The sequence below is a fragment of the Vibrio sp. Y58_MX_L22 genome (assembly GCF_024181865.1).
Taxonomy (GTDB): domain Bacteria; phylum Pseudomonadota; class Gammaproteobacteria; order Enterobacterales; family Vibrionaceae; genus Vibrio; species Vibrio alginolyticus.
In genome coordinates, this window is the sequence record NZ_JAMZAN010000003.1 from 314567 (window position 1) to 330819 (window position 16253).

At 44.0% G+C, this 16253-nt stretch carries 17 protein-coding genes and 1 riboswitch; of the genes, 15 read left to right on the forward strand and 2 right to left on the reverse strand.

Translation table 11 applies throughout. From position 1 onward, the window contains the following. Positions 1-107 precede the first annotated feature (107 nt). The 11 genes from NL626_RS09110 to NL626_RS09160 all read left to right on the forward strand — a co-directional run bounded on the left by NL626_RS09110 (position 108) and on the right by NL626_RS09160 (position 11683). On the forward strand, positions 108-1454 hold the full coding sequence (locus NL626_RS09110; RefSeq protein ID WP_005373641.1) for a magnesium transporter: 1347 nt from the start codon (positions 108-110) through the stop codon (positions 1452-1454). An 805-nt stretch (positions 1455-2259) separates the two neighbouring features. After that, positions 2260-3498 carry a cytosine permease gene (gene codB, locus NL626_RS09115; RefSeq protein WP_064354865.1) on the forward strand — a complete coding sequence of 413 codons (1239 nt, stop codon included), beginning with the start codon at positions 2260-2262 and terminating at the stop codon, positions 3496-3498. A gap of 9 nt (positions 3499-3507) precedes the next feature. Next, on the forward strand, positions 3508-4785 hold the full coding sequence (locus NL626_RS09120) for a cytosine deaminase (protein WP_213966623.1): 1278 nt from the start codon (positions 3508-3510) through the stop codon (positions 4783-4785). Between the two features lie 248 nt (positions 4786-5033). Further along, a complete protein-coding gene (locus NL626_RS09125) occupies positions 5034-5672 on the forward strand; it encodes an HD domain-containing protein (protein WP_017819864.1) in 639 nt (212 codons plus the stop codon). Beyond that, positions 5673-6431: a helix-turn-helix transcriptional regulator gene (locus NL626_RS09130; protein WP_253657247.1), complete on the forward strand. Its 759-nt coding sequence runs from the start codon at positions 5673-5675 to the stop codon at positions 6429-6431. A 146-nt stretch (positions 6432-6577) separates the two neighbouring features. Beyond that, positions 6578-8431, forward strand: coding sequence for an MFS transporter (locus tag NL626_RS09135; protein ID WP_253657248.1), 1854 nt, complete (start codon positions 6578-6580; stop codon positions 8429-8431). A 117-nt stretch (positions 8432-8548) separates the two neighbouring features. Next, a complete protein-coding gene (locus NL626_RS09140) occupies positions 8549-9166 on the forward strand; it encodes a hypothetical protein (protein WP_005373653.1) in 618 nt (205 codons plus the stop codon). A 104-nt stretch (positions 9167-9270) separates the two neighbouring features. Continuing rightward, positions 9271-9411, forward strand: a riboswitch (FMN riboswitch). Positions 9412-9524: 113 nt separating this feature from the next. Beyond that, positions 9525-10181 carry a 3,4-dihydroxy-2-butanone-4-phosphate synthase gene (ribB, locus tag NL626_RS09145; protein WP_005373655.1) on the forward strand — a complete coding sequence of 219 codons (657 nt, stop codon included), beginning with the start codon at positions 9525-9527 and terminating at the stop codon, positions 10179-10181. Positions 10182-10285: 104 nt separating this feature from the next. After that, positions 10286-10831: a glutathione peroxidase gene (locus NL626_RS09150; RefSeq protein WP_253657249.1), complete on the forward strand. Its 546-nt coding sequence runs from the start codon at positions 10286-10288 to the stop codon at positions 10829-10831. Between the two features lie 10 nt (positions 10832-10841). Continuing rightward, complete coding sequence (locus NL626_RS09155; protein WP_017819861.1) at positions 10842-11285, forward strand: DUF3429 domain-containing protein; 444 nt, start codon at positions 10842-10844, stop codon at positions 11283-11285. Between the two features lie 152 nt (positions 11286-11437). Further along, entirely contained in the window at positions 11438-11683 is a 246-nt protein-coding gene (locus NL626_RS09160; RefSeq protein ID WP_005373664.1) for a hypothetical protein, read from the forward strand. A 70-nt stretch (positions 11684-11753) separates the two neighbouring features. On the opposite strand, the gene NL626_RS09165 is transcribed toward NL626_RS09160, so the two are convergent. Continuing rightward, entirely contained in the window at positions 11754-12353 is a 600-nt protein-coding gene (locus NL626_RS09165) for a thiol:disulfide interchange protein DsbA/DsbL (protein WP_005373667.1), read from the reverse strand. An 83-nt stretch (positions 12354-12436) separates the two neighbouring features. After that, on the reverse strand, positions 12437-12817 hold the full coding sequence (locus tag NL626_RS09170) for a hypothetical protein (RefSeq protein ID WP_005373669.1): 381 nt from the start codon (positions 12815-12817) through the stop codon (positions 12437-12439). 278 nt (positions 12818-13095) lie between these two features. Here NL626_RS09170 and NL626_RS09175 point away from each other — a divergent pair, with 278 nt between their 5' ends. The 4 genes from NL626_RS09175 to NL626_RS09190 all read left to right on the forward strand — a co-directional run bounded on the left by NL626_RS09175 (position 13096) and on the right by NL626_RS09190 (position 16129). Continuing rightward, positions 13096-13392 carry an isoamylase early set domain-containing protein gene (locus NL626_RS09175; protein WP_017635151.1) on the forward strand — a complete coding sequence of 99 codons (297 nt, stop codon included), beginning with the start codon at positions 13096-13098 and terminating at the stop codon, positions 13390-13392. Between the two features lie 213 nt (positions 13393-13605). Beyond that, entirely contained in the window at positions 13606-14319 is a 714-nt protein-coding gene (locus tag NL626_RS09180) for a response regulator (protein WP_005373673.1), read from the forward strand. Beyond that, positions 14319-15617 (forward strand): ATP-binding protein, encoded by a 1299-nt coding sequence (locus NL626_RS09185; protein WP_005373675.1) that lies wholly within the window; start codon positions 14319-14321, stop codon positions 15615-15617. The genes NL626_RS09180 and NL626_RS09185 overlap by 1 nt, the downstream gene beginning before the upstream one ends. A gap of 119 nt (positions 15618-15736) precedes the next feature. Continuing rightward, a complete protein-coding gene (locus NL626_RS09190; protein WP_253657250.1) occupies positions 15737-16129 on the forward strand; it encodes a glycine zipper family protein in 393 nt (130 codons plus the stop codon). Positions 16130-16253: the final 124 nt, after the last annotated feature.

The following is a 16253-nucleotide window of genomic DNA, read 5'->3' on the forward strand; positions in this document are numbered from 1 at the left end:
TGTTTTTCTGTTACTTTCAAGTACCTTGAGCAAGGTTAAGATGCATAGTTGTGCATCTCAATAACATGCCATACTTCCATAAAACGAATTAACTATCGGGGTACTCGGTGAGCAAGTTTCAAGATCTCTCCACTCTAATCCAGCAAATTGGCCAAGCCGAAGAAGCGGATCAAGTCGCAACGCTCAATGAATCTATTGAAGCGGGCCTCGAGCCCGGCGCGGTTGCCCTGATTCTAGAAGCATTTCCAATCGACGATCGTGTTCGCTTATGGCGAGCTTTACCACTAGAGCTACATATCGACGTGTTAACGGAAATGCGTGCGGACGTACGTTTCTCTATCATCAACGCGTTATCTGAAGTCGAGCTAAAGCTCACTCTCGCTAAACTCGACAACTTGTCGCTCATCGAATGGGCCGATTCGTTGCCAGAGTCGATCATCAACGAAGCGCTCTCGTTGATAGAAAAAGATGAGTTGGAACTTTACGATCAAGCAAACGAGTATGCTGATGAAGAACTCGGCCACTGGGCTGAACGTAAGATCATCACCCTGCCCTTCAACATTACGATTGGGACAGCTAAGCAGTTAATGGAGCGCTATAGCTACGACACGCCTCAACAGGTGTATCTGATTAATCGTAATAAACAGTATCGTGGAACGGTCAACTACTTCGATATCTTACGTGGTGACCCCGATACTCGCTTAAAAACACTCGTTATTGAGGCTGTGACGGTTCTAGACAGTAAAATGATGCTTCCTGAAGCGGTAGAGGCATTAGAACACAGCACACTGCCCGCTCTCCCTGTAACTGATGCAGACCAAACACTGATCGGTGAAGTCGATTGGCAGTTTGCATTGAGTACACAGCGTGAAATCTACGAAGCACGTTTGATGGCCGGTACAGGTATGGATGAAGGCGATGACTTGTTTGCGCCAGTATTAAAAAGCTCGCAAAAGCGCGGTGTTTGGTTAGGCATCAATTTGCTTACTGCGATTTTGGCGTCTGTCACTATCGGACTATTTGAAGATGTAATTGCGCAGGTGGTGGCTTTGGCGGTGCTCATGCCAATTGTTGCATCCATGGGGGGCATTGCTGGCAGCCAAACGCTCACTCTAATGATTCGTGCGATGGCGCTTAATCAGATCACCCCAGGTAACCGTTTCAAGCTATTGAAAAATGAGTTGGGTATTGGCTCTCTGAACGGCATTGCTTGGGCGTTAATCATCGGCGGGCTCGCCGGATTGTGGTTTCAATCTCCGGTTCTAGGTGGGACCATCGCGCTGGCCATTATCGTCAATATTATTACCGCAGCTTTATTTGGTGTGCTGATTCCCATCATTCTGGATAAGTTTAAATTGGACCCCGCTTTGGCTGGCTCGGTGATTCTAACAACAGTGACAGATGTAGTTGGTTTTTTCGCCTTTTTAGGAACGGCGAGTTTAGTCATGCTTTAAAAGGTTCATTGTTTATTAATCAATCATTAGCATAATAGAGTCAAATTGCATAACGCAGTTGCAAATTGCAAACACACTCAAACTTTAAGCAACGCATGTCACAGAAACTACGTATTTTAGGGCATATTAAAGTTGGCACAGTAACTGCATTATATAAATCGACCCTTCTTAAGCCGAGGGTCACCTAGCCAACTGACGTTGTTAGTGAACTTGATTTTGTTCACATGTATATAAGCCAATCGCACTCTTTGCGGTTGGCTATTTTTTTATGTGGCTATTGCCCTCTTATCCTCTGACCGAGCTCGGTTGTACTTTTCTTACCCACAACAGATTGTTTACTGTTTATAAAATTCAAATATTCGCCCACTAAACCATTAGAAATGCCAGCTTCAACAAAAATAAATCACCTACATAAAATAAAACCAAGAAAACACACCCAAGAAAAGAACAAATAACGTCCAAACCAAAAACCTCATCATGAAATCGTTTTCTTTTCATAGAAATCGACTGAACAATCCAGAGTTATAGATAAATTTAATCCATAAAAACAAATAGCAATTCAAAACATTCATTTCACATAGAAAACCTGTCTATAAATCATAGAAAATACGTAAAATCAAAATTTCCACCTTTAGAATTTAAAAATCAAACCATTGTTATTAAAAGAAAAAATACACATCAAAAACAAAGCAAACGTTTAAATTGCAATTTTATCATTGACTATTAAATTTACATCACGATAATACGCGCCGTTTGCCTGAAAATCAGGTGCTATAATTTAATATTTCAATGTGCTGAGGTAATAATGGCTGGAGACAATAACTACAGTCTTGGACCAGTTCCTAACACGGCCAGAAAAGGCGTGGCGTCACTTACAATGGTGATGTTAGGACTCACTTTTTTCTCCGCAAGTATGTGGACTGGGGGTTCTCTCGGTACTGGGCTCTCCTTTAATGATTTTTTCCTCGCTGTTCTCATCGGTAACCTAATCCTCGGTATTTACACTTCTTTCCTCGGTTACATCGGCGCTTCTACTGGTCTCTCTACTCACCTTCTTGCTCGTTTCTCTTTTGGTTCTAAAGGCTCTTGGCTTCCTTCTGCTCTTCTTGGCGGTACTCAAGTTGGGTGGTTTGGAGTTGGTGTCGCGATGTTTGCGATTCCGGTGCACAAAGCAACGGGCATCGATACCAATACTTTGATCCTCGTCTCCGGTTTGCTCATGACCGCGACCGTTTACTTTGGCATCTCCGCACTGATGGTGTTGTCAGCAATTGCCGTTCCTGCCATTGCGCTACTTGGCGGCTACTCTGTCATCGAGGCAGTAAATAGTGTTGGCGGTATAAGCGAACTACAACAGGTTCAACCAACCGAGCCACTCGATTTTTCAATAGCTCTCGCGATGGTTGTCGGCTCTTTTGTCAGTGCTGGTACATTAACGGCGGATTTCGTACGCTTTGGTAAAAAGCCGCGCAGCGCCGTGATGATCACCATGGTGGCATTTTTCATCGGTAACTCGTTAATGTTTATCTTTGGCGCGGCAGGTGCGTCGGTGACGGGTCAATCAGACATCTCTGAAGTGATGATCGCGCAAGGTCTTCTTATTCCAGCTATCATCGTTCTTGGCTTGAACATCTGGACGACCAACGACAACGCGCTCTACGCATCGGGTCTTGGATTTTCCAACATCACAGGCTTACCAAGTAAATACATCTCAATGGCGAACGGTCTTGTTGGCACACTTTGCGCTCTCTGGCTCTACAATAACTTTGTTGGCTGGCTGACCTTCTTATCTTTGGCAATTCCACCGATTGGCGGTGTGATCATCGCTGACTTCTTCACGAACCGTAAACGCTACGCAAACTTTGAAGCCGCCCAATTCCAAAACGTTAACTGGGCTGGCATTATCGCTGTCGTGATTGGCGTTGGTGCGGGACACTTCCTGCCTGGCGTAGTGCCGATTAACGCTGTACTTGGCGGCGCAATTAGCTTCCTGATTCTTAATCCTGTTCTCAACAAAAAAGCACTGGCTACACAGCCAGCGTAAGGAACCATCATGACAACACTACTGATCAAAAACGTAACGCTAAAAGGACAAAAAGGTCTGCAGCAAATTTTGATTGAAGATGGTCAATTCAAGCGCATTGAAAGCAACGATGTGGAGCTTAGTCATAACGGTGACATCATCGATGCTGAAGGCGGTATGGCGGTTGCGCCTTTCTGCGAGCCACACATTCACTTAGATACAACTCAAACCGCAGGTGAGCCAAGCTGGAACATCTCTGGCACATTGTTTGAGGGTATTGAACGTTGGGCTGAGCGCAAAGAAATGCTGTCGATTGAAGACGTGAAAGCGCGCGCAAAACAAACCTTAAAATGGCAGATAGCAAACGGCGTACAACACGTTCGTACCCACGTCGATGTTTCAGACCCTACCCTAATTGCCCTAAAAGCGATGGTAGAAGTGCGTGAAGAGATGAAAGAATGGGTAGATATCCAAATCGTCGCCTTCCCGCAGGAAGGAATTCTCTCTTACCCAAATGGCAAAGAGCTGCTAGAAGAAGCCGTCAAATTAGGTGCGGACGTGATTGGCGCGATTCCACACTTTGAATTCACACGCGAATATGGCATTGAATCGCTGCACTACGTATTCGAGTTAGCGAAAAAATACGACCGCCTGATCGACGTGCATTGTGATGAAATCGATGACGAACAATCTCGGTTCGTTGAAACACTGGCAGCATTAGCGCACAAGTTTGATATGGGGAATAAAGTCACGGCCAGTCACACCACAGCGATGGGTTCCTACAACGGTGCATACGCATCTCGCCTGTTCCGTTTATTACGCATGTCCGGTATCAACTTCGTGGCAAATCCATTGGTGAACATTCACTTACAAGGACGTTTTGATGATTACCCAAAACGTCGCGGCGTAACACGAGTGAAAGAGATGCTGAATGCCAACATCAACGTCTGCTTTGGACACGATGATGTATTTGACCCTTGGTACCCACTAGGCACTGCAAACATGCTGCAAGTACTGCATATGGGTCTGCACGTGTGTCAGGTGATGGGTTACGACCAAATCAACAACTCACTGGATCTGATCAGCACCAATTCAGCACGTACACTGAACATTCAAGATAAGCACGGCATAGAAGAAGGCAAACCTGGTAGTTTACTGATTCTTCCCGCAGAAAATGGTTTTGACGCAGTACGTCGCCAAGTGCCGGTTCGTTACTCTGTTCGTCACGGTAAAGTGATTGCAGAAACACAGCCTGCGACAACTCATATTCATCTTGAACAAGCAGAGCAAGTAACGTTCAAACGCTAAAAAGATCGGCGAAACGAAAAAGGCCTGACGACATCGTCAGGCCTTTTTTCTACTGGTAAACATCACTGCTCGCTCTGTCTATTCTTGTCTCATAAACCACTGAACACATTGAAAGGCCATATAAAACGGCTCAGTACCAAACGTTGCACAAGGTTCTGGTGGCTGAATCTCAATTACACCATCGCACTTGGAAATTATTCTAAGCGTTGGGCATACTTCTGACTTCATTTCAGTTGTAGATATGAACCATGACGTCATTAAGCCAGATAGAACCGCAATTTTTGGAATTTATGCAGCAAGAGATGCAAGTAGATGCAGCTCATGATCTTAAACACGTAAAACGCGTGGTCAAAACAGCGAAACAGCTCTGCAAAGAAGAAAATGCAGACATCGCGATTGTATTACCGGCTGCCTATTTGCATGATTGCTTTACTTACCCGAAAGATCACCCAAATCGCAAAGAGAGCTCAATCATCGCAGCCAAAAAAGCGGTCGCATTTTTAGAGAGTATCGATTATCCGCAGCAATATCATGATGCCATTGCTCATGCGATAGAGGCACACAGCTTTAGCGCAAACATCAGGCCAAATACGTTGGAAGCTAAAATCGTCCAAGATGCCGACCGTCTGGACGCTTTAGGCGCAATTGGCGTGACGCGATGCATTCAAGTCAGCACTCAATTTAACGCGCAACTTTACAACGACAGCGATATATTTGCCGAAGAACGTGAACTTAACGATAAACAATTCACTCTGGATCACTTTCAAACCAAGTTATTCAAAATCGCTGAAACCATGAACACAGAGTCAGCAAGACGCGAAGCGCAAAAACGCAAAACCTTTATGCAAACGTACCTAGAGCAGTTACACGACGAGGTAACAGCGTAAATGTCAGAGAGCTATACGTTAATTAAAGAGCTTAAACGCCAACTAAAGTTAGCTGGGCTGCATTATGCCGATGTTGCACAACACCTTGATTTAAGTGAAGGAAGCGTCAAACGTTTACTCGCTGAAGGTCAACACATTAGTCTTGAACGCTTAGAACGCATTTGCCAATTGATTGGTTTAGAAATGGCGGAACTGTTTAAGATCGCGGCTGCGCACAATAAAGGTCTAGAGTCGCTAACGTTAGAGCAAGAAAAGCAGTTGGTTGATGATAAAGCCCTGCTACTCGTGGCAATCTGTGTTGTAAATGGCTATCAGTTTGAGCAAATCGTTCAGCAATACACCTTCAATGAGTTTGAACTGGTGCAAAAGCTTGCTCATTTGGATCGGCTGAACATCATCGACTTGCAGCCAAATAACAAAATTCGTTTGCGTATATCTCCGACATTTAAGTGGCAGATGGGCGGCCCTATTCAACGGTTCTTCCAACAGCAAGTTCAAGACGCCTTTTTCCAAAGCTACTTTTCTGGTGAAGATGAAAAGTTGTCCATGGCAACAGGATTGATGAGTGTACCAACCAACAGGAAGCTACAACAGAAACTGCAAAAGGTCATCGATGAGTTTTATCAGGCTTGCCAAAATGATAGCTCTCTCGATATGGACGAAAAACACGGCACCTCTCTGATTATTGCGATGCGTCGTTGGACGTTCCCTCTGTTTGAACCATGGGAAAGAAAACTCCCCAACAAGTCTCGCAATTAGTAACTCAATAAATAAATGGAAATAAAAGTAACGAATTTCGTTACTTTTGGTGGCGTACAACGTCACTTGAAAGAGAAAGCTGGTTTAATCGTTCATTGAGCATAAAGTGCTCCCATCTCATTCGACTTTGTTTAATCGGGGCCCGTATGTTTTTCTCAAAACGCTTTTTTCCTTACTTTGTGACGCAATGCCTTGGCGCACTCAATGACAACATCTACAAAAACGTTCTGTTATTGATGGTGACATACAGCCAAATTGATAACCTACCAATATCTGTCAATCTATTCGTTAATTTGGCGGCAGGCTTATTCATCCTACCTTTCTTTCTATTCTCAGCGCATGCTGGTGCCGTCGCTGACAGCATGGACAAAGCCAAATTAATCCGACGTCTAAAGCTCATCGAACTAGCTATCATGTCTTGCGCAGCAACCGCTATTGCCACCCAAAGTGCCATGCTGATGCTGGTTCTGCTGTTTATGACAGGCACTCAATCGGCCTATTTTGGTCCCGTGAAATACGCCTTGCTACCACAAGCGCTCAAACCAAATGAGCTTGTTAAAGGAAATGCTTGGGTTGAAATGGGCACGTTTCTTTCGATTCTTATAGGTACGCTTAGCGCAGGCCTGCTGCTAGCCATTCCTAATGGTACCTTGATTGCTTCTTGTACCGTGATTGCCTTGTCTTTGCTTGGGTTCATGAGCAGCGTGAATATTCCAGCGATGCCTAGCCAATCAAATGACAAAGCGAAATTTGAACCGATTTCTGGTTTAAAGAACACGTTAAAAGTGGCAAAAAAGCAGAGAGGCATCTGGATGTCTATTCTTGCCATCAGTTGGTTCTGGTTCATGGGTGCGACTTACCTAACTCAATTCCCTAACTTCGCACGCGAACATTTGTTCGCAGATAGCACTGTCGTTTCTTTACTGTTGGCATTGTTTTCCATTGGTATCGCGACAGGCTCTTGGTTGTGTGAAAAGCTCTCTTTCAACCACGTTGAGCTTGGTATTTTGCCATTCGGTATCCTTGGTCTGACAGTCTTTGGCGTCGACTTGCTATGGGCAGTCCCAAGTTATCCATCACTTCCGGTGCACTTTTATGATGTTCAAAGCTTCGTTGCTGAATCCAAACATCTGCGCGTCATGATTGACCTGTTCCTTGTTGGTGTAAGCGGCGGTGTCTTTATTGTTCCTCTTTATGCGTTCATCCAATCGCGTTCAAACAAAGGGGAGTGTGCACGTGCCATTGCTGCTAACAACATCATGAATGCGTTGTTTATGGTGGTGTCTGCTTTGGTTTCGATCGTTGTACTCAGCGTACTAGAGCTTTCTATTGTGGAACTGTTTGTCATGATGGCAATAGGTAACTTCTTCGTGGCAATCTATGTCTATCGTCAAGTACCGGAATTCACACAACGCTTTATCAGTTATTTACTCAGCCATTGTATGTATCGTGTGTCCGTAAAGGGGCGCCAACATATTCCTGAACAAGGTGCTGCGTTAATCGTGGCTAACCATGTTAGCTATGTCGATGCATTGATTTTGATGGGAACCTCTACTCGCCCGGTTCGTTTTGTGATGGACAAATCCATCAGCGAGCTACCTGTTCTTAAATATGTATTCCGTCATGCCGGTGTTATCCCGATCTGTTCTCCACGTAAGTGTGCCGACACTTACCGACGAGCATTTGAACAGATTGAACAAGCACTTAACGACGGTGAGGTTGTCTGTATCTTCCCTGAGGGTCGTTTAACGTCTGACGGTCAATTGGGTGAGTTTCGCCCTGGTGTAGAGAAAATCCTTGAACGTAACCCTGTTCCTGTCATCCCTATGGCGTTAAAAGGGCTTTGGGGTTCTTTTTTCAGCCACAAAGGCGGACATGCTCTCACAAAACGACCGACTCGTTTTTGGTCAAAAGTGGATGTTGTTATCGGTGAAGTGTTAAGTCCTGCGTCTTTAAATCGTCATCAATTGCAACAACAAGTACAGGATTTACTGGGCTGAGTCGCTTGCTACAGCAGTCAAACTTTGCAGCAAAACGTAAATATGCACCACAAAGCACAAGTAGTTTCTTGTCAATTAGAGTAGGATATCTACGACGTCATAAATCTAGGAGGTATTATGAAAATCATCATCTTACATGGTCTTTATATGCATGGGCTGGTCATGCAGCCTCTTAGCCAAAAGCTGAGAAAACTCGGATACGAAACGCAAGTACTCAGCTATAACACCGTTGCTATCGATGAGTCTTCACTGTTTGATTCTATTGATCATTCGCTTAATCCACTGACCACAAACGTGCTCGTGGGACACAGCTTGGGAGGCTTGATGATTAAGCGCTATCTCGCCAACAGAAAACCGAGCACTAACTTAATCTCTCATGTTGTCGCTATCGGTTCGCCTCTGAAAGGCGCGTCCATTGTAGGTCGAATTCAAGATCTCGGATTGGGTGCAATTTTAGGCAATTCGCCACACCACGGATTAAACAAACATGATGACGCTTGGGATTTCCCTCAAAAACTCGGCAGTATCGCAGGAACGATGCCGATTGGCGCTCGCCCATTGTTGATCCGTAATGACAACACCATGTCGGACGGTACCGTTACCGTAGAAGAGACAAGACTGGACGGTATGCAAGATCATATCGAAGTGAAGCAAACGCATACGAGCCTGATTTACAACACCTTCGTGCCGCAGCAGATTGATCACTTTATTCGCACAGATTATTTCCGTCGATAGCACACTTTTCCATCATACAGATGGAATCGACTTTCCAAGCTATTCAGTTCGCAGTACTATCCTAGCTCCACTTCTTCACAACTTGGATGAAGTGGTACATTTTTAATTGTTCTCAGGGCGGGGCGAAATTCCCCACCGGCGGTATACTTTTTCAAGTGAGCCCGCGAGCGCTCGATTCGTCGAGGTCAGCAGATCTGGTGAGATGCCAGAGCCGACGGTTATAGTCCGGATGAAAGAGAATAAGAATACACCAGCATAGCGAGTCAGATCGCTAAGAATGCTGGTGCACTTCTTTTTGATCGTATTTTACGGCGATCTCTCATACCGCCCTGATTCTGGTGAAATTTAGGAGTTAACCATGAATCAGTCATCACTACTTGCCGAATTCGGCGACCCAATTACTCGCGTTGAAAACGCACTTATCGCTTTAAAAGAAGGCCGTGGCGTACTGCTTCTTGATGATGAAGATCGCGAAAACGAAGGCGATATCATTTATTCAGTCGAGCACCTCACTAACGAGCAAATGGCATTGATGATCCGCGAATGTAGCGGCATCGTTTGTTTGTGCTTAACAGATGCTCAAGCAGACAAACTGGAACTGCCTCCAATGGTGGTAAACAACAACAGCGCAAACCAAACCGCATTTACGGTTTCTATTGAAGCGAAAGTTGGTGTAACAACGGGTGTTTCAGCAGCAGACCGCGTAACGACCATTAAAACGGCGGCAAACCCGCACGCAAAACCGGAAGATCTTGCTCGCCCGGGTCACGTATTCCCTCTGCGCGCACGTCCAGGTGGTGTAATGACTCGCCGTGGTCACACAGAAGGTACGATTGATCTGATGCAAATGGCAGGGCTTCAACCCGCTGGCGTACTGTGTGAAGTGACCAATCCAGATGGCACGATGGCAAAGGCACCGGAGATCGTAGCATTCGGTCGCCTGCACAACATGCCGGTACTGACGATTGAAGACATGGTAATGTACCTGAACCAGTTCGAGTTGAAACTGGCATAGTCAGATCTCAGCTCTTGAAAAAGCCGCGCATTTGTGCGGCTTTTTTGATCGATCCTCTTTGCACTTGAGTAGTTATACTTATTGAAAACAAGGGGAACAACACCATGAAAGGATTGCTGAAACTCGCCGCTCTCGTTAGCTTTCTCTCCATGAATTCGCTTGCTCTTGCATCTGAGTGCCCTGATATTCTTCAAGGTAAGCAAAGGTTGTTAAACTCAACGGAAGAAGTCGATCTATGCGAAAGCTTTAAGGGAAAGACACTACTAGTCGTCAATACAGCAAGCCAGTGCGGCTTCACTCCTCAGTTCGAACAGTTAGAAACCCTCTATCAAACTTACAAAAACCAAAACTTCACCGTTATCGGTTTCCCGAGCAATGACTTTCGACAAGATAGAGGAAGCGAAACGAACACTGCGAAAGTCTGTTATCTCGATTACGGGGTAACCTTTCCAATGATGTCTCGCTCTTCAGTATTAGGTGTAGATGCGAACCCAGTCTTCAACCAGATTACTAACCAAGCAGGCATAAAACCAAAATGGAACTTCTACAAGTTTCTAATTAGCTCTGAAGGTAAAGTTATTGCTACTTTTCCAAGCTCCACATCACCGACAAGTACTACGCTTACCAATATGATAGAGCAACAATTATAAGGTGACGACCATGACAACACGCTCAACCATGCTCCAACTCGGTTACTTAGGCCTGGTTCCATTTGTGTTTAGTTTAGGGCTGATTTTCACTGACATCTCACTCTTCAATTTAAGTGGTCAGCAATTTTTCATCGCATATAGCGCCGTTATATTAAGTTTTTTATCCGGCATCCTTTGGGGTAATGGCATTGAGCATTACTACCACCGCCTTAGCCGAAATGTATTAATTCTCAGCAACCTTTTTGTCTTACTGGCTTGGGGTGCATTACTGCAGGGCCACAAACATTACGCGGTCGCTACCCTACTCTTAGCAATTGGGTATCTTGCTGTTTGGTATGCAGAAAAGCTCGTGAGGAAAGTCGAACAAGACGCCGAGCCCAAGGGATATCAAGGAATGAGGAGCAAACTGACCTTCGGCGTAATCGTAATGCACGGATTAGCTTTAGTTTCATAACCTGGTCTGTCCAGTACTAAGATCACAAAAAAACGTCTTTTTATAAAACAATGTTCATTTCGTGAATGCACACATATTTTGAACACTGTTTTGTTTCATTTATGAATCAATCCACATATAAGTAATTCAAAGCATTCACAAAGGATATGAATATGTTTTTTCGCAAACTTTTGTTTAGCACTGCGATGATCAATGCAACGACAGGTTGCGTGTCTTACCAGGCACAACAAGCCGCCGCTCAAACAGTAAATAATACAGGTGCCGTGCTTACCAATGTGATTAAAACCACGATTGCTCAGCCATGTAATGTTGCAATCACTGCTGCTAGCTTGTTTTATCCGCATGCCATATTTATGACTAGTGTTCCGACTCAAGCATGTACAAGCGTTCTTAGATAATACGAAAGTGATAAGCATAAAAAATGGCGACTCTACCGTCGCCATTTTTAAGCTTCAATGCTATTTACAGTTACAGCGTCAATAAGTAATTAACTAATTGATTGTACTCGTCGTAAGTACGAATTTCGTTGGCCAAAACAATGTATTTATTGTTCACAACCACACCCGGAACCCCTCTTAACGTGCTGGCAGAGAATTGCTTATCAAAACCTTTCTGCATTGAGTTTACGGCGAAACTGTTGTACGCCGCATCAAACTTCTTACCTTCTACGCCATTATCAACGAAGAGTTGTTTCAGCTCAGCTTCGTCTTTTGGCGCTTGTCGCTTTTGATGAATTTGGGCAAACATGGCAGGAATCATTGTATCTTCAACCCCAAGCGACACCATCGTCGCGTAGGACTTGGCCATCGGAATCGCCATATCTCCGCCCATGAACCCCACATGCACCTTTTCAAACTTTGCCTCTTTTGGCAGAGCAGGTTTTAAACGCTCAATAAGCGACTCAAACTTGTAGCAATGTGGGCAATAAAAAGAAAAGAATTCCGTCACAACAGGTTTCGATGCTTTCTTAACATCCAGAACTTTGTAGTGCTTCCCTTCTTCAAATTGCGCTGCATGAGCAGTAAAAGTCAGTAAAAGTGCACTACATAAGGCAAGTAGTTTTTTCATTGTTTATTTCCTTGTGGCATTCAAATGCCAAATCATTTCATTTGGTAAAAAGGGGGAAACCCCAAGTAATTTGAGATGAGGAATTAAACAATCGGAGGGCGATAAAGCTTGGTGATCACTGTCACTACTTTTTCGACTAGAGGCCTATCAATCAAGGCAAGGCTATAAGGAAGAAGCAGTAAGTCGTTTTGAGATAAGTTGGCGGGAATTTTGACCATGCAGGAAGAGCTACAACTCGTGTGAGATTGTTGTGCCTTATTGATGGCTGACTCATCGTGATGTGATTCTACGCAGTCGTCATTGACGCCAAGTTGTTTGTGCAGAGCAGCCTGTTGAACAATAAGATCGCGTACTTCAATTGTTTTCATCGGAGCGGAAGCCTGCGCCACAGGAGCGACACTACTCAAAAGCATAGCAACTAAGCAAACTATCGCAGTTAACAATGTACGGTTAAACTTCAACATAGCTACATCAAGGAAAATGGTGATTTAAGATAATACATGATAACGGTTTGACTTCAAGATACGGACTCTCGGCTCGCTAACAAACTCTGTTCTTTGACCATTTTAGACTAGTGAATTTTCTCTCTAACGATCCCTCAGTACACGAAACCAGCACAACGAGCTATTCACCGTTCGGATACTCCCCTCATCAGATACCAGCAACAATTCGATAAAACTTGAAATCATTATGAAACACGAGTAATAGTTAGAACGGTTTTTGTACGAACAAGGAAAGATCAATGCTTAAAAAAAGATTCTTTAAGACAAAAGATGAAGTCGAAGTCACGTTCGAGCTAGATAAAGATCAGTGGGACTCTGTCCAAATTGCTGGAGACTTCAACAACTGGCAGCCAGAACCGATGAAATTAGTGAAGAAAAGTCGTCAGTTTAAATTTAAAACCCGCTTACCTAAAGCGCAGAATGTTCAGTTCCGTTACTTGCTCGATGATGCGAAGTGGGAAAATGACCCACAAGCTGATGCTTACGTTCCAAATGTTTTTGGCAGCGACAACAGCGTCGTGTGTACCACCGAATAAGCGGTAATTTCGCTTTAAGATTCCATATCTAGGCGCAAACGTTGCGCCTTTTTACATCTCCCGAAATGTGATTGGTGATTAGATTTAAATCATTAATTGGCAATTTTATCCAATTAACTCATCCGATAACCTTATTCTGAGAAAGCTTTATTTGAAATAATTCGTAAATTTGTTTAAGTTCCATTGATATTAAATATTGTATACATCACTTAAATGAACGCACAACAAATCAAACCATCTCTAATCATTGTGGAAGACGATCCCAAATTACAAACTATGTTGGGTGAGTATTTTGTTGAACAAGGTTTTCAGGTCAAATGTATCGACAATGGGACGGACGCACCCAATGCGATTATTGACACACAACCAGACGTGGTGCTGTTAGATTTGATGCTACCCGGGCAAGATGGTCTGAGTGTATGTCGTCAAATCCGAGAATGCTACAAAGGCAAAGTGTTGATGCTGACAGCAAGTGATGATGACTTCGATCATGTCGCCGCATTAGAAATAGGCGCAGATGACTTTGTTACTAAACCCATCAAACCTCGCGTATTGCTGGCTCGTATTCGCATGCTATTAAGAAGAAAAGAGGCGGCGCCTACCGAGTCCGAAAACGGCCTACAAATTGGTGTTCTGTGTTTAAACCGATTGCGTAAATCGTGCGTAATGAACCAAGAAGAAATTGCGCTGACAGACGGCGAGTTCGATTTGTTGTGGGTTCTTGCAACGCATGCTGAAAAAACACTATCACGTGAGTGGCTGACCAAAACACTGCGTGGTATTGAATACGATGGAACAGACCGCACCATTGATAATCGCATAGTGACACTGAGAAAGAAGCTAGGCGATGCTTCTTGCTCACCACAAAAAATCATTACCGTTCGCGGCAAAGGCTACCTATTTATGCCTGATGCATGGAATGAATAATGAGACGAATTTATCTGGAAAGCTTTGTTGGCCTTATCATTCTGTTTATGGCTAGCTTGTGGGGATACGAGTTCTTAGTTTATGAGATCAACACAGATTATGACTACCTATTACAAGAGCATGAGGGTCAAGCTTTTCACGATCTGATCTACCCTATCTATAAAGAACACGGATTAGAATATACTCAACAACAGTTGGAACAATTTGCCACATCAAGCCATCGTTTGTTGGTGCCTCATACGCTTGAAGAGCTTCCAACAGACATCAAAAAGGCGTTTGAAAGTGATACCTCCGTTAACGTCGCTTACGATGAAGAAAGGGATATCTGGTTCCGCCTAGATGCGAGCACGCCTATCTTTAAAATGAGCGATAATCCGAATAGTCCTGTGGTTAAAGCAGCCAACTTTGATGACAATATCGTTTGGTTGTTCTTTTTAGCTGGATTTGCTCTGTATTGCATATTGTTGATCTGGTTCTTAAGCCGTCGGATTCGAGAGCTAGAGAGAGTGACCGTTGAGTTTGCCTCAGGTAACTTCAAGGCTCGAGCTAGTACCTCAAGCGCTAAGTCTGTTGGGACGTTAAACAAAAGCTTTAACACGATGGCCGATAAAGTATCTCGCTTGATCACTAGCAATAAAATGCTAACTAACGCCGTTGCACATGAATTGCGTACCCCAATCTTCCGCTTACAATGGCAAGCAGATTTGTTATCGGATTCAACCTTAACTGAACAACAGAAAAAGTATGTTTACAGTATCGTCGAAGACATTGACGAGATGGAAGAAATGGTTGAAGAATTGCTTTACTACGCAAAGATGGAGCGTCCTGACACAGCATTACAAACTCAAGAAGAAGTCGTCCTATTCAACTTAGTCAAAGAATTACGACAGAGATGGCAAAAAGAGACTACGCTCGCTATCTCGCTTCAAGAAGTAAACTCAGAAAACGTTCTCGCGTTTGCTGACCCAAAATTGTTAAAGCGAGCCTTAGATAACTTGCTGCGCAATGCAATGCGGTACGCGGATAAGCAGATTTTAGTAGAGATAAAACACGATCAGCACCGCTGCTTCATCAATGTTCATGATGATGGCATAGGTATTGAAGAAAAGCATTGGCCTCATCTATTCGAACCATTTTACAGCGCGGATGAATCTCGCAACAAAAAGACGAGCGGGTTTGGGCTCGGTTTGGCGATTGTCAGACAGATAATGGAGCTTCAACGTGGAGAAGTTTCGATTTGCCATAGCCCACTTGGAGGAGCTTGCTTCACACTTAGCCTCAAAAAATCAGACAGTTAACTTAACCATCCTACCCCATTTACAGAAGACGACACTTCAATACACTCAAGCGACAGAGCCCAACAATAAAACAGTGTACATTTAATCCATAAGATTCACACACTAAATGGATAGTACTCATGTATAAATCTTTTATCCTGATTATGGCGCTTACTTCTACGCTTACAGCTTGCGCCTACAACCAAAAACCTGTCGTCGACATGACCAATGTTGACCCTAGTACATATGAACAAGACTTTCTTTACTGCCAAGGCTATGCAGAAAATGTCGACAAATCAGAGGCAGCGAAATCTGAAGCCACTAATGGGGCGGTTACAGGCGCATTGATCGGCGCAGCTGCTGGTGCGCTAGAAGACGGATTAGGTGGAGCGGCTGTCGGTGCTGCTGCCGGCGGAGCTGTAGGAGCTGGAGCTGGTGCTTTGAGTGGAACAAATGATTCAACCAAAACCCAATCTCTCGTATTGCGTAAATGTCTCCAGAACAAAGGCTATACCATCTACGATCTTGATTAAATAAGCACTTTTCTTAAATTATCGCGCGATGGATTCTATTCACAAATGTTTCACGCTGTAACGATTAATCTCGTTACCTCTCTGGGATATGTGTTCCATCCCAATGCTTAAATAGTAAGGTCAT

Bases quoted from the DNA above. Each gene is read 5' to 3' on its own strand.
- codB (WP_064354865.1), top strand. From the start codon at position 2,260: ATGGCTGGAGACAATAACTACAGTCTTGGACCAGTTCCTAACACGGCC.
- NL626_RS09120 (WP_213966623.1), top strand. From the start codon at position 3,508: ATGACAACACTACTGATCAAAAACGTAACGCTAAAAGGACAAAAAGGT.
- NL626_RS09125 (WP_017819864.1), top strand. From the start codon at position 5,034: ATGACGTCATTAAGCCAGATAGAACCGCAATTTTTGGAATTTATGCAG.
- NL626_RS09130 (WP_253657247.1), top strand. From the start codon at position 5,673: ATGTCAGAGAGCTATACGTTAATTAAAGAGCTTAAACGCCAACTAAAG.
- NL626_RS09135 (WP_253657248.1), top strand. From the start codon at position 6,578: ATGTTTTTCTCAAAACGCTTTTTTCCTTACTTTGTGACGCAATGCCTT.
- NL626_RS09140 (WP_005373653.1), top strand. From the start codon at position 8,549: ATGAAAATCATCATCTTACATGGTCTTTATATGCATGGGCTGGTCATG.
- ribB (WP_005373655.1), top strand. From the start codon at position 9,525: ATGAATCAGTCATCACTACTTGCCGAATTCGGCGACCCAATTACTCGC.
- NL626_RS09150 (WP_253657249.1), top strand. From the start codon at position 10,286: ATGAAAGGATTGCTGAAACTCGCCGCTCTCGTTAGCTTTCTCTCCATG.
- NL626_RS09155 (WP_017819861.1), top strand. From the start codon at position 10,842: ATGACAACACGCTCAACCATGCTCCAACTCGGTTACTTAGGCCTGGTT.
- NL626_RS09160 (WP_005373664.1), top strand. From the start codon at position 11,438: ATGTTTTTTCGCAAACTTTTGTTTAGCACTGCGATGATCAATGCAACG.
- NL626_RS09165 (WP_005373667.1), bottom strand. From the start codon at position 12,353: ATGAAAAAACTACTTGCCTTATGTAGTGCACTTTTACTGACTTTTACT.
- NL626_RS09170 (WP_005373669.1), bottom strand. From the start codon at position 12,817: ATGTTGAAGTTTAACCGTACATTGTTAACTGCGATAGTTTGCTTAGTT.
- NL626_RS09175 (WP_017635151.1), top strand. From the start codon at position 13,096: ATGCTTAAAAAAAGATTCTTTAAGACAAAAGATGAAGTCGAAGTCACG.
- NL626_RS09180 (WP_005373673.1), top strand. From the start codon at position 13,606: ATGAACGCACAACAAATCAAACCATCTCTAATCATTGTGGAAGACGAT.
- NL626_RS09185 (WP_005373675.1), top strand. From the start codon at position 14,319: ATGAGACGAATTTATCTGGAAAGCTTTGTTGGCCTTATCATTCTGTTT.
- NL626_RS09190 (WP_253657250.1), top strand. From the start codon at position 15,737: ATGTATAAATCTTTTATCCTGATTATGGCGCTTACTTCTACGCTTACA.